Raw genomic sequence first — 13,506 nt, 5'->3', positions numbered from 1 at the left:
GAGCAGGCAAGGATGCCTGCTATCCCGGGCAAGTCCTGCGATCCCAGGACCGCCCTATCCCTTGGCCAGCGCGACCCGGCCCCTTGCCGTCAGGCAGTAGCCGATAGCGCGGTAGCCGGCCTTGACGATGGCGATGGAATCCATCTGGGCCGGCAGGTCCGAGCGCCGGAGCTCGCTGCCATCCGGCAGGCGGTAGACGGCCTCGCACCAGCCGAACTTGCGGCACATATGTCCGGCCTGGCCGCTGATCGACGGGCGCAGCTCGCCCGCCTCCAGCGCGCTCAGATAGGCCTTTTCGCGTGGCGTGGGATCGCGCTCCGGCCGGGGCATGAAGTTCATGTCTGTCCTCACTCCGCCGCGGCGGCGGTCCCCCTGCCGGTGTGTCCCTGATAAACCTCGTGCACCGGCTTCCCTTCCGTCGGTTCGTCCTTCGGCCCGACCAGCGGACCGAAGATGAAGGAGACCCCGCGGGTGATGTCGTCCATCACCGAGTAGAAGGACGGCACAAAGACCAGCGACAGCAGCGTCGAGACGATCAGGCCGCCGATCACCGCGATGGCCATGGGGGCGCGGAACTCTCCGCCGTCGCCATGGCCGAGAGCGGTCGGGAACATGCCCGCCACCATGGCAATGGTGGTCATCACGATGGGCCGGGCGCGCTTTCGCCCGGCATCGATGATCGCGTCATGTCTGTGCATGCCGTGCTTGACGCTCTCGACGGCAAAGTCCACCAGCATGATGGCATTCTTCGTCACGATACCCATCAGCATCAGGATGCCGATGACCACCGGCATCGAGATCGAATGATGGGTCGCCAAGAGCGCCAGCACCACGCCGAGCAGCGAGAGCGGCAGCGACATCAGGATGGTGATCGGGTGGAAAACGCTGCCGAGCAGCAGCACCAGCACGCCCGCCACCATCAGGAGGCCCGCACCCATCGCCATGGCGAAGCCGGAGAAGACCTCTTCCATGATCTCGGCATCGCCCGTCGAGGCGAATTTCACCGAGGCCGGCAGGTTCCTGGCTTCCGGCAGCGCCTTGGCCTTCTCCAGCGCCTCGCCGATTTCGAGGCCGGGCCGGAGGTCGGCGCCGATCTTCACCTGGCGCGCACGGTCGTAGCGATCGATCGAGGACGGGCCCTGGCCGAATTTGACGTCGGCCACCGCCGAGAGCGGCACGGTGCCGCCAGTGCTGGTCGTGAGGTTCAAGGCCTCGATCAAGCTAAGGCTGGCGCGCGAGGCCTCGGTCAGCTGCACGCGGATCGGGATCAGGCGATCGCCCGCATTGAATTTGGCAAGGTTGGCGTCGATATCGCCGATCGTCGCCACGCGTACGGCCTCCGAGATCTGCTCGGTGGTGATGCCGTAGCGCGCGGCATCGTCGGTGCGCGGGATGATGCGCACCTCCGGCCGGTCGAGACCGGTGGAGGCCGCCACATTGTTGAAGCCTTCGACATGGCGCATGGCGCCTTCGAGCTTGGCGACGGACTCCTCCAGCTCCACCGGATTGGTGCCCTGCAAGGCGAGATTGACGTCACGGTCGCCGCGGTCGTTCACGCGCCAGGCGCGAACATCCGCAATGCCGGCGATCAGGGTGGTGATGTCGTTCTGGATCTCGGACTGATGGCGGACCCGGTCGGCCTTGTTGGAGAGCTCGACATAGAGCGCGGCCTTGCGCAGCTCGAGCTGGCCCGTCGGCGAGGAGCCGCCGATGACGAAGACGCGCTGCACCTCGGGGATCTTGCGTATCGCCGTGGCGAGCTCGTCGGTCTTGGCCTGCGTATCCTCGAGCTTGGCCCCCGGCGGGACCTCGGCGGCATAGACGATGCGGCCCGTATCATCCGGCGGGATGAAGCCCTGGGGCAGGTAGCCCATCAGGTGCAGCGAGAAGAAGAACAGGCCAAAACCGGCGGCGATCGTCAGATAGGGCGACCACCAGCGCGCCAGCGTGAACCCCAGGAAGCGCGTATAGGCGCGCATGATGAAGCCGTCGCGCGGCTCGACATGGTGATGGGGCCGGAGGAAATAGGCCGTCATCATCGGCGTTATCAACCGCGCCACCAGGAGCGAGAAGAACACCGCCGCAGCCACCACCAGCCCGAACTGCTTGAAATACTGGCCAGCGATACCGCCCATGAAGCTCACCGGCGTGAAGATGGCGATGATCGTCAGGGTGATCGCCATCACGGCGAGGCCGATTTCATCAGCCGCCTCGATCGAGGCGCGGTAGGGCGATTTGCCCATCTTCATATGCCGGACGATGTTCTCGATCTCGACGATGGCGTCGTCGACCAGGATGCCCGTCACCAGCGTGATGGCCAGCAGGCTGACCAGGTTGAGCGAGAAGCCCATGGCGCTCATCGCCCAGAAGGTCGGGATGGCCGAGAGCGGCAGCGCCACGGCGGCGATGAGGGTAGCGCGCCAGTCGCGCAGGAAGATCAGCACCACGATGACGGCGAGGATGGCGCCCTCGATCAGGGTCTGCATCGCCGATTTGAAATTGCCGTAGGTGTTCTTCACGCCGTCGTCGACCAGCGTGTAGGCGACGTCGGGATGAGCCGCATGCAGTTGGACGAGCTTTTTGGCCACGGCATCGGCGACGACGGTGTCGCTGGCGCCCTTGGCGCGGAACACCGAGAAGGCCACGATCGGCACATGCCCGTCGACACGCGCGAAGGATTTCTGGTCCGCATAGGCATCGGTGACGTCGGCGATCTCGTTGAGGCGCATTTGCCGCCCACCGGGCAGCATGATCTTGGTGTCCTTGAGTTCATCGATGGTGTGGGCACCGGCGAGCGTGCGGATCGACTGCTCCTGGTTGCCGACATCGCCCTTGCCGCCGGACAGGTCGACCGTGGTGGCCTTGAGCTGTCGGTTGACATCGGCTGCCGTCACGCCGAGCGAGAGCAGGCGGTCGGGATCGAGGGCAACGCGCACTTCGCGCGTGACACCGCCGAGACGGTCGATACGGCCGACGCCGCGCAGGCCCTGCAGCTCACGCGTGACGACGTCGTCGACATGCCAGGACAATTGTTCCAGCGTCATGCCCGGCGAGGAGGCCGAATAGGTCAGGATAGACTGCCCCTCGACATCGACACGGCTGATCACCGGTTCATCGATATCGCGCGGCAGGACGGTGCGGATCTTGGTGATCGCATCCTTCACGTCGTTGAGGGCTCGGTCTGTGTCGGTACCCAGCCAGAACTCGATCGCCGCGACCGAGCTGGAATCGGTGACCGTCGACTGGATGTGCTTGACGCCCGCGACGGCCGAGACGGCATCCTCGACCTTGCGGGTGACCTGCGTTTCCAGTTCCGAGGGCGCGGCGCCTTGCTGGGTGACCGTCACCGAGATGACGGGCACGTCGATATTGGGGAATTTGGTGATCGGCAGGCTCTCGAAAGACACCCAGCCGAGCAGCAGCAGCACCACGAACAGCACGATGGAGGGAACGGGATAGCGGATGGACAGAGCGGAGATATTAAAGGACATCACCGCCTCACTTCGCCTGAGCGGTGGTCGTCGCCGCGTCGACCGGTGTCACCTTGTCGCCGTCGCGCACGAAGGTGCCGGCGGTGGCGACGATGGCATCGCCCGCCTCCACGCCCTTGACGATCTCGGCCCGGCTTTCAGTACGCAAGCCGAGCGTGACGGTCTTGGTGGACACCATATCGTCCTTGACGACCTGCACGGTCGCGCCTTCTTCGGAATAAAGCACGGCCGATTGCGGCACGAGGACGCCGTCATGACTGGCGATCTCAACGCTCGCCCGGCCAAAGGCGCCGATGGTCAGGCCCGGGGCCTGGTCGATGGCGAGGCGCACCCGGCCGAGGCGGGTGGTCGGGCTGACCTCGGGCGAGACGAGGCGCACATGCGCCGTGAAAGGCTCCTTGCGCGAGGCCGTGATCACCTGCGCCTTCATGTCCGGCAGCATGCGAGCCAGCGTCGTCTCAGGCACGTCGGCCTCAAGCTCGACATCGCCATCGCGGATGATGCGGAACAGGGGATCGCCGGCCGCCGAGGCAACGGCACCGATGCGGGCCGTGCGGCGGCTGACGATGCCCGACGCCGGAGCCCGGATCTGGGTATGATCGAGGCGCACCATCAACTCGGAGCGCTGGGCGTCGGCGAGCTTCTTATCGGCCTGCGCCACGGTGAGGGCGTGTTGGGCAGCTTCCAGACGGGCATCCGCCATCTTGGCATTGGCCTCGCGCTGGTCGAGGGTCTCGGCTGTGGTGTTGCCGCTCTTCACCAGGGCCTGCGAGCGCGCGAAGGCACTCACCGCCTGATCCTTGTTGGCGCTGGCCTCGGCTATGGACGACTGGGCCTGCGCGATCGCGGCATCGGCGCGGGCCGATTGCGCCTCGTTCTGGGCGAGCGAGGTATCGATGGTGGTGCGCGACAATTCCGCCAGCACCTGGCCTTCCGTCACCCGGTCGCCCTCTTCCACATTGATCTTATCGACGGCATAGCCATCGATCTGCGGCGACACCAGGATCTCCTCGCGAGCGATGAGATTGCCGGTGACGACGACGCTTTCGGTGATGGAGCCCGTCGTGGCCTTGGTCACGGTGATGGAGGGCGGCTTCGTCACCACCACCGCCTGCGCGGGCGGGTTCACCAGCGCCACGATCGACTCGCGTTGGGCATAGAGCACGCCGGCGGTGATGACGATGATCACCAGCCAGACCGCCAAGGTGGTGTACCAGGGCGCGCGCCGATGCTCGATCGGCGCGCCATAGGCATGGTTGCCTGCGCCATGCCCGGCCTGATGGATTGTCGGCATGCCGGAATCTCCCTCGAAGCCGGGGCCCTGGCGACGCTCAACGGTGTCGCGGTCCGACCGGTTCTGCTTTTCAAGAGCGGACATCGGGTTTTCCTTCAGAAGCGGGCGCGGGGCCCAGAGAATTCGAGGTGCTGGATAAAGGACGATTGAGCTCGACCTTTCCCGACAAGAGAGCGTCCATAACGTTCACCAGAAGGCGAAAACCTTCCCAGGCGTCGAAGTCCGGCTCCAGCGCGCGGCGGGTGAAAAAGCCGTCGCCCATGGCCGAGAGCACGGTGATGGTGGCGGCGCTGTCGACGGAGGCGGGGATCTGCCCCGAGGCCTTGGCCGCTTCCAGAATGGCGATCATGTAGTCGTTGATCTCGCGGTCGACGGCGTTGCACATCTCGGCCACGACCGGATTGCGGCTCGCCTCGGCCCAGATCTCCATGAACTGGACGCAGCGGGCTCGCGGGGTTTCGGTGAAATGCTTGCGGCCGAGGGCGATGAAGGAGCCCATCACGTCCTCGGATTGCGCGACCTCGCGGAAATCGGCGCCGAACCGCTCCCGATCGCGGCCGATCATGCCGGAGACCAGGGCCTCCTTGGAGGGAAAGTAGCGATAGAGATTGCCGGCGCTCATGCCGGCCTCGCGGGCCACGTCCTGCATGGTGGTGCGATGGAAGCCGGCGCGCTGGATGCAATTCTCGAAGGCATCGAGAATGCGCGTACGGCGCACGTCCAGCCCCTTCGGTTCTGCCTGAGGATCGGCGGCTTCCCCGCTCGCCGACGTGCCAACAATACCCACTACGAACCCCAACATGAGAATGAACGTTCATTCTCATTATCAGAAGTTGCAGGCTTCGCCAAGAGGGAGTTGCGGGGGGCGGACAGAAGACGTCAGTGGCGCGAGGCCGCGCTTCCTACGCCATCGATGCGGCGAGAAAATGGAGAAGGTGTAGCGCCCGAGCGGTGACAAGCCACTCCGTCAGGGCTCTTCCCCGTCCTGCCGCAGGATGCGCTCGATGAAATAAAGCGGGCGCCTCTTGGTTTCGTTGAAGATGCGGCCGAGATATTCTCCGATGATGCCGAGGAACACCAATTGGGCGCCGCCCATGAAGAGAATGACCACCATCAGGCTGGGATAGCCGGGGAAGTCGCTGCCGAAGACCATGGTCTTGCCGATGATCCAGAGGCCATAGAGGCCGGCCAAGGTGGAGATGATCAGGCCGATATAGGTGGCCAGCTTGAGCGGCGTGGTGGTGAAGCTGGTGATGCCTTCCAGCGCAAGGCTCCAGAGCTTCCAGTAGCTCCAGCTGGTCTTGCCGGCAAAGCGCGGCGCGCGATCATAGAGCACGGCCTTGCTGGGATAGCCGACCCAGGCGAAGAGGCCCTTCATGAAGCGGTGATGCTCCGGCAATTCCTGCAGCGCGGCGACCACCCGGCGGCTCATCAGGCGGAAATCGCCGGTGTTGGGCGGCAGCGTTACTCCGGTGAAGGTCTGCATCACCCGGTAGAACATTCGCGCCGTGAAGACCTTGAGCCAGCTCTCGCCGCTGCGCGTGCGGCGCTGCGCATAGACGGTGTCGAAACCCTGGCGCCAGCCCTCGACCAGTTCGGGAATCAGTTCCGGCGGGTCCTGCAGGTCGGCATCGATCACGATCACCGCCTCGCCGCGCACCTGGTCGAGCCCGGCCGTGGTGGCGACTTCCTTGCCGAAATTGCGCGAGAGGTTGACCACCACGACATGCGCGTCTTCATGATGCAGGGCGATCTGCTGGGCGAGCGTGTCGTCGGTGCTGCCATCATTGACATAGATGACTTCCCAGCGATCGAGCCCCGCCATGATGGCCGAAAGACGCTGGTGGAACTCACCCAGGACTTCCGCTTCGTTGAAGCAGGGTACAACGACTGAGAATACGGGGTTGTCCTGCACGAGATCCCATTCGCCGGTTGAACAGTCACGGGGTTGCTACGCTATTTCGCCGGCCCTCTCAAGCTTGGGCAGGAGAAGGGCAAGGCTTCGAGTTCCGGTTAAGAAAGGCAGGCCGCCGTCATTCCGGGCGACCGGAGGGAGACCCGGAAACCATGAACACTATCCTTTGAGAGTGGTGTTCATGGTTTCCGGCGTTTCGCTTCGCTTCAGCCGGAATGACGGGTTCCCGCCTTTCTTAACCGGAGCTCGAAGCCCCACCCCCTTAGGCGGGATCATCGCCCGGCCTCACGGGTTGCACAGGCTGGAGGAGGCCTTGTAGCGGCTGATATCAGGCGCGTCCTCGGGACGCTCGAAGGGAAGCCAGCCCTGATAGTGCGGATCGAGCAGGATGCGCTGCGATTCCACCGGCCGGTAGAGCACGCTGATCACCGGCCAGTTCCAGTACCAGCCATAGCGGATGACGCGATTCTGGCCGAAGAAGGCAGCGATTTGAGACGCATCCGCGCTCGGCGATTGCAGCTCCCGGCAGATGTCGCGGGTGAAGCCGCGCCAGGCCACGAGGTCGCTGCCATAGACCAGGAAGACGGTCGCCAGGGGGACTAGCAGCGGCCAGGCCCGCCCCCCTGCCTTGAACGCAAGCCAGTCCGGCCGGATTCTCGCGACCACCAGCCCGGCTGCGGCCACGAGAAGGATCGGAAAGACCTGCGCGCGCTGCCCGCTCTGGTCTCCCAGATTGAGCTCGGTGGTGCTTATCGGCGCGTGGAGGCGCTCGACAAAGAGCCAGAGGCCCGCCGCAACGGCGGCAAGCGCCAGGATTCGCGCCGGCCGGGAATAGGCCGCGATCGCGCTCAGAAAAGTGATGCCGCACAGGCCGAAGAGTATCCGGTTTTCCGAAAGCTCGAAAAGAGCCCGGCCGAAGCTCGAAGCATTGGCCGGGTCCCTGGGAAAGACGATGCCGGCCAGCCCGTAGAGACTGCCGGCGAGGAAGACGATGATGGCGATCTTCCAGGCATGCCGCGTCCCCTCCTGCGTCTCCGCCGCCCGGCGACAGGCGCAGATGGCGGCGAGGATAAGGCCGGTGATGACGGTCAGTTCATAGCTCGCCACCATGAAGAGGCCGAGGCCGGTGATCAGGCGGAAATAGGCCTTGTCCCGCCTCTCGACGAACAGCAGCAGCGCAAGCGTCAGCCAGAACAGGGCGTATAGCGCATTGAACTCGCCCACCGCATAGAAGCTCACCGGAATATAGCAGCTGGCGATCGCCACCGTGTTGGCGACGAGGGCGAGCGGATTCGCCCGTAGGATCCAGGTGGAGGCCGCAAAGCATAGTGTCGGCACCAGAACCAGATTGGCTGAATGCAGCATGGCGAGAATATTGATGGAGGTCGCGCCGAGATGCAGCGCCGCGAGAAAGAAGGTCTGCGTGAGAACAATCGCTCCCAGACGGTACCAGGACGACACGAAATAGAAGCGCTCGGACAGGAGGCCGAGAAAGTAGTAGGCCCCGTCCGAGTAAAGACCGACCTGGTAGAGGCTGTTGAGGATGAAGCCTGCAAGCAGCAGCCCGATCGTGCCGACGACATAGGCACTGGATGCGGCGCTGTTTTTCATTGCGGGCGCCAACTTTGCCGGGAGAAGCGCGGCATTGGAGTGTCGATCACCGATCGACATCTTCCTTCCTGGCAAGCGAATCGTTTCCAAGAATGGCGATCGGTGATCGACACTCCAATGCTGCGTCCTTTCCTTCCAGGCATCAGACCTCGTAATCCAGCACGAGAAGCCCGCCGACGCCACCCTCCGTGGCGCCAACCAATTGCGTGCCGACCTTCACGTGATGGGGATGCGGCAGATAGGCGTCCCTGGCCGCCGCATCGACGAAGTCGACCGTGAAACCGTGGCTGTGGCCGCGGTCGAGGCCCTCGGGACTGTTGTTGGCGCCCACGGTGACCGCCACGATGCCGGGAATGTGCTCCTTCATGCCGGCAAGCGCAGCGAACAAGCTCTCCTTCTCCGCCGGTGAAAGATCGCCGCGCAGATTGGCGAGCACGATGTGGCGGATCATGAGGCAAGGCTCCTGTAATCGGCCAGCACGAGATGGCGGGCCGGGACATCTTCGACGATCGCTGAAGGCGGGGGCAACGGCTGAAGGAAATAATTGTCGGTGGCGTCGTCATTGACGAGCGAAATCTCGCCGCACAGCACTTCGTTCACGCCGATGAAGGCATGAGCCACGCCAGGCACCAGTACGATGCTTTCGCCGGGCTCCAGATTCAGCGTGGTGTTGGCCGGCACGCCGACCTCGATGCCGTTGCGCTCCAGCGTGATCGCCTCGGCGAGAGGCTGGCCTTCGGCATCGACCTTCACGAGGTTGACGCCGAGAATGCCGCCGCCACGATTGATCAGGTCCTCGGTCTTCACGCGATGATAGTGATGCGGCACGCGCTGGCCCTCGAACAGCACGAAGGCCTTCTCGGCGTAGAGCCGGCCACGGCCTTTGGGCAGGTCGCGATAGTCGCCCATGCGCAGGGTGAAGACGGCGATGCCGCTCTTGAAGAAGGCATCCTTCTCGAACTCGACGATGTTCCAGCCGAGCCCGGCAACGCGCAGAGCTTGCGTCGCCTCCGCCTTCTCCCGCCATTGCGCCGGTGTCCAGCCGGCAAAGGATGGCAGGTGAAAGCCCCGCTTGACCATCGTCGCCAGGGACTTCTCGATGATTGCCTCGATCTGCGAGCGCCTCACTGCGTCAGCTCCGGAACCGGCTGCAGATTGACCGCCGGAAGAGGTTCTTTGCCGGCTATTATATCGGCGCCCTTCTCGCCGATCATGATCGTCGGCGCGTTGGTGTTGGAGGAATTGACGATCGGCATGATCGAGGCGTCGCAGACGCGCAGGCCCTCGAGCCCCCGCACCTTGAGCTCCGGCGTCACCACGGCCATGTCGTCGACGCCCATCTTGCAGGTGCCGGCGGGATGGTGATCGGTCTTGCAGGTCTTGTAGACATAGTCGGCGAGCTCTTCCTCGCTCTCGATCTCCGGCCCCGGCATGCGCTCGGCGAGGATGAAAGGCTGCAATGCTTTCTGCCGGAAAATTTCGCGCGCCATGCGCAGGCCTTCCACCGACATCGCCCGGTCATAGGGATCGGACCAGTAATTGGGGTCGATCAGCGGATGGTTGTTCGGATCGGCCGATTTCAGCCGCACCGTGCCGCGCGAGCGCGGATGCAGGAAGGCGGAGTTCAAGGTCACGCCGGCATTCTTGAGCCTGGCGACGCCGGCTTCGATGCCTGAACCCGAGCCGAGATGGAACTGGATGTCGGGCGAACGCGCGGACTTGTCGGCATAGGCAAAGCCGCCGGTCTCGAACAGGGTCGAGGCCACCGGCCCCTTCTTGAACAGCAGATATTGCAGGCCCGCCCAGGCGGTGCGGTGCGGCTTGACGATATTGTCATAGGTATAGTCGCCGGTGCATTCGGCGATGACATAGACGTCGAGATGGTCCTGCAGGTTCTCGCCGACACCCGGCAGATCATGCACCACCTTGACGCCGACCTCGCTTAGATGCGCCGCCGGGCCGATGCCGGAGAGCAGGAGGAGGCGCGGCGAGCCGATGGCACCGGAGGAGACGATCACCTCGCGCTCGCAGCGGATCTCGCTCTTCTCGCCATTCTCGACGACCTCGACGCCCACGGCCCGGCCGTTCTCGACCAGGATGCGGGTCACCAGCGTGCCAGTACGGACGGTGAGATTCGGCCGCTTGCCGCGCAAGGGTTTCAGATAGGCCGAGGCGGCCGACGATCTCTTGGCGTCACGCACCGTGACCTGGTAGTGGCCGACACCCTCCTGCCGGGCGCCGTTGAAATCAGGGTTGTAGGGCAGGCCATATTCCTGGCCGGCGCGGATGAAGGCCTCGTTGATCGGCAGCGGATTGATCGGGATGGAAACGCCAAGCGGCCCGCCCGAGGCATGATAGGTGTCGGCGAAGCGCTGGTTGTCCTCGGCGCGCTTGAAATAGGGCAGCACCTGCGCATAGCTCCAACCGGCGCAGCGATGCACATAGGCCCAGATGTCGTAGTCGCGCGGATTGCCGCGGGTGTAGATCTGCGCATTGATCGAGGAGCCCCCGCCGAGCACCTTGGCCTGGGTGTACCAGAGCACGCGGTCGTTGAGATGCTTCTGCGGCACCGTCGACCAGCCCCAGCTGGCAATGCCCTTGGTCATCTTGGCGAAACCCGCGGGCATGTGGAAATAGGGATGGCTGTCGCGCCCGCCCGCCTCGATAAGCAGGACCTTCACGCTGGGATCTTCGCTGAGGCGCGCCGCAAGGGCGCAGCCGGCCGGCCCGGCGCCGGTGATGATGTAGTCTGTCATGGGGTTCTCTCCCCGGGTGCACGTGTCTTCCCGGGTGCGCGGACGTCTCGTCCGCCTCTTGGAACCGTCGCATTTGACGGGGAGGATGATGCGGACGAGACGTCCGCGCACCCGGGATTTTTCATCACAGCCTCGAAATCGAAAGGGCGCCGTCGCAGGCGATGGCGCTGCCGGTGGCGAAACCGAAGGAACTGCCCGCAAGCGCCAGGGCCATCTGGGCCACGTCAGCCCCCTCCCCCCAGCGCCGGGCCGGCACCAGCCCGTCATCGATGCGGGCCTGATATGTCGAGGCCACCGCCGCCGTCATCTCGGTGCGGATCACGCCCGGGCGTATCTCGAAGACCGGGATGCTGTCAGGCGCCAGTCGCACGGCGAGGTTCTTCACCCACATCGAGAGTGCGGCCTTGGAGACGCAGTAGTCCGCCCGCTCGGGCGAAGCCATCTCGGCGCTCACCGAGGTGATGAACAGGATGGAACGGTTGCGCGTTGGTTTCTGCGGCGGCGGCAGCGTCAGCATGGTGCGTGCCACCACCTGGCTCAGGAACATGGCGCCGCGTGTGTTCACAGTCAGGACCCGGTCGAAATTACCAGGCTCGAGTTCCAGCAGGTCGCCGCGCACGGGCGAGGAAATGCCGGCATTGGAGACGAAGCAGTCGAGCCGGCCATAGCTCTTCAGGACATCGTCGACCAGCGCCTGGTGGCTGGAGAGATCGGCGACGTCGTTCTGGAAGAACATCGCCGCGCCGCCGGCCTCGCCGATGGCAAGCTCGGCATCGTCGACCGCATCGTCATCGACGATATCGGTGAAGGCGATGTCATAGCCCCCTTCTGCGAAGGCCACCGCAATGGCGAGGCCGATGCCGCGGCGGGCGCCGGTGACGAGAAGAACGGGACGGGTCATGCATGGAGCTCCGTTTCGCGAATATGCCGGGCGGTCCTGAGAGACAAGGCCGCCACCGTCAGCGAAGGATTGACAGCGGCAGAGGTGACCAGTGTGGAAGCATCGGCCACAAAGAGATTGGGGTGGTCATAGGCGCGGCCGAAAGGATCGAGCGGCGCCGTCGCCGGATTGGCGCCGAGACGGATGGTACCGCATTGATGCGACGGCGTCTTGCGGTCGAACAGATGCGTGAGCACGATGGGAAAGCCCGCCTGCTTCAGCTTTTCGCGCATTGCCGTCTTTAGCCCCTCATGCGCCGTCATGTTGGAGCGGCGCCATTCCAGCACGATCTTCTCACCGTCGAGCCGCACGCGGCTGGCGGGATCCGGCAGGTCTTCCGTCATGATCAGGAAGTCGATGGTTTTCCGCGCCACGGCGTTGAGGATGAACTCGGGCACCTGCTTGAGGTCCGATTTCAGGATCGGGCCGGAGATGCGGCCGAGCAACTGGACATTGCCGAGCGGCGGCCCACCCTTGCCGTCGCTCAGATAGAAATCGTTGATGGCGAAGGTCTTCTGGTAGACCGAGTCGTTGTTGAAGCGCGGATCGATGCCGATCATCGCCGAGAGGTTGTGGTTCATGAAGTGCCGGCCGACCATGCCCGAGCGGTTGGCGAGGCCTTCGGGCGAGGAGGCAAGCAGGATCACCGCCGAGCGCACGGCGCCGGCCGAGAGCACCACGAGCTTCGGCGTCACCCGGCGGGTCTCGCCGTCCTGCAGATATTCCACCGCCTCGATATGCCTGCCGTCCTCGCCGAGGATCAGGCGCTTTACCTCGGCATTGTTCTGAAGCCGCACATTGGCATGGATGAGCGCGGGCAGCAGCGCGCAGGTCTCGGCGTCCATCTTGCCAGTGCGCGCATCGGGAAAGGCGTCCCAGGGCGTCTTGCCATGCGAGAGCCAGGTGTCGATGTCGATACCAAGCGGCAGGGAAAACGGCTTCAGCCCGACCTTGCGCAGCCGCTCGCGCACGTCGGCGATGGCGCGCTCGTCCGGCACGGGCGGGAAGGCGAAGTCGCCACTGCGGGGCGGCTCGGTCGGGTCCTCGCCCGCCTTGCCACGCACCTGGTAGAGCGTCTCGGCTTCGTCGTAGAAGGGCGCGAGTTCGCCGTAGTGGAACGGCCAGGCCGGGGCATGGCCGTCAGTGTGGCTGACGCCGTCGAAATCCTCGGCCCGATAGCGCAGCAGGACCGCGCCGTAGAACTTCGAATTGCCGCCATTACAGTAGTAGTTGCCCGGATTGAACGGGTTGCCCTTGCTGTCGTACCAGGACTCCTTCGGGCGGAAGAACCCCTGCTGGAAGATGGCGCGGGCGTCGCGGTTCTCCGGCCGATCGGGCAGCTGCGCGCCCTTGTCGAGGATGAGGATATCGGCCCCGCTTGGGGCGAGCGCATTCGCGATGGTTGCTCCGCCCATGCCGGCGCCGATGATGACGATATCGGGAGAGGACATGGGAACTCCTGCTACGTTCGCGGCGCGAAAGCCTTCCCCGCAGGGCGG

At 64.6% G+C, this 13,506-nt stretch carries 11 protein-coding genes; all 11 read right to left on the bottom strand.

Annotated features, from left to right (window positions below):
* Positions 1-54: 54 nt before the first annotated feature.
* Entirely contained in the window at positions 55-339 is a 285-nt protein-coding gene (locus QQL24_RS08345) for a hypothetical protein (protein ID WP_284311508.1), read from the bottom strand.
* Between the two features lie 8 nt (positions 340-347).
* Positions 348-3,491 (bottom strand): efflux RND transporter permease subunit, encoded by a 3,144-nt coding sequence (locus QQL24_RS08340; RefSeq protein ID WP_284311507.1) that lies wholly within the window; start codon positions 3,489-3,491, stop codon positions 348-350.
* 7 nt (positions 3,492-3,498) lie between these two features.
* The gene (locus QQL24_RS08335; RefSeq protein ID WP_284311506.1) at positions 3,499-4,869 is read right to left on the bottom strand and encodes an efflux RND transporter periplasmic adaptor subunit; all 1,371 of its coding nucleotides are present in this window, start codon (positions 4,867-4,869) and stop codon (positions 3,499-3,501) included.
* Positions 4,856-5,587: a TetR/AcrR family transcriptional regulator gene (locus tag QQL24_RS08330; RefSeq protein ID WP_284311505.1), complete on the bottom strand. Its 732-nt coding sequence runs from the start codon at positions 5,585-5,587 to the stop codon at positions 4,856-4,858. The genes QQL24_RS08335 and QQL24_RS08330 overlap by 14 nt, the downstream gene beginning before the upstream one ends.
* Before the next feature lie 165 nt (positions 5,588-5,752).
* On the bottom strand, positions 5,753-6,700 hold the full coding sequence (locus tag QQL24_RS08325) for a glycosyltransferase family 2 protein (RefSeq protein WP_284311504.1): 948 nt from the start codon (positions 6,698-6,700) through the stop codon (positions 5,753-5,755).
* A gap of 285 nt (positions 6,701-6,985) precedes the next feature.
* A complete protein-coding gene (locus QQL24_RS08320) occupies positions 6,986-8,311 on the bottom strand; it encodes a hypothetical protein (RefSeq protein WP_284311503.1) in 1,326 nt (441 codons plus the stop codon).
* A 142-nt stretch (positions 8,312-8,453) separates the two neighbouring features.
* Positions 8,454-8,762 carry a Dabb family protein gene (locus QQL24_RS08315; protein ID WP_284311502.1) on the bottom strand — a complete coding sequence of 103 codons (309 nt, stop codon included), beginning with the start codon at positions 8,760-8,762 and terminating at the stop codon, positions 8,454-8,456.
* The gene (locus QQL24_RS08310) at positions 8,759-9,439 is read right to left on the bottom strand and encodes a D-lyxose/D-mannose family sugar isomerase (RefSeq protein ID WP_284311501.1); all 681 of its coding nucleotides are present in this window, start codon (positions 9,437-9,439) and stop codon (positions 8,759-8,761) included. The genes QQL24_RS08315 and QQL24_RS08310 overlap by 4 nt, the downstream gene beginning before the upstream one ends.
* Positions 9,436-11,067: a GMC family oxidoreductase gene (locus tag QQL24_RS08305; protein ID WP_284311500.1), complete on the bottom strand. Its 1,632-nt coding sequence runs from the start codon at positions 11,065-11,067 to the stop codon at positions 9,436-9,438. The genes QQL24_RS08310 and QQL24_RS08305 overlap by 4 nt, the downstream gene beginning before the upstream one ends.
* Before the next feature lie 124 nt (positions 11,068-11,191).
* Positions 11,192-11,968, bottom strand: a complete 777-nt coding sequence (locus tag QQL24_RS08300; RefSeq protein ID WP_284311499.1) for a 3-ketoacyl-ACP reductase — start codon at positions 11,966-11,968, stop codon at positions 11,192-11,194.
* Positions 11,965-13,458 (bottom strand): FAD-dependent oxidoreductase, encoded by a 1,494-nt coding sequence (locus QQL24_RS08295; RefSeq protein WP_284311498.1) that lies wholly within the window; start codon positions 13,456-13,458, stop codon positions 11,965-11,967. Before QQL24_RS08295 ends, QQL24_RS08300 begins: the two co-directional genes overlap by 4 nt.
* Between the last annotated feature and the right edge of the window lie 48 nt (positions 13,459-13,506).

This window comes from Labrys miyagiensis (assembly GCF_030160835.1).
Classification (GTDB): Bacteria; Pseudomonadota; Alphaproteobacteria; order Rhizobiales; family Labraceae; genus Labrys; species Labrys miyagiensis.
The sequence above is the reverse complement of the archived record's forward strand: the minus strand, read 5'-3'. Positions and strand labels throughout refer to the sequence as shown.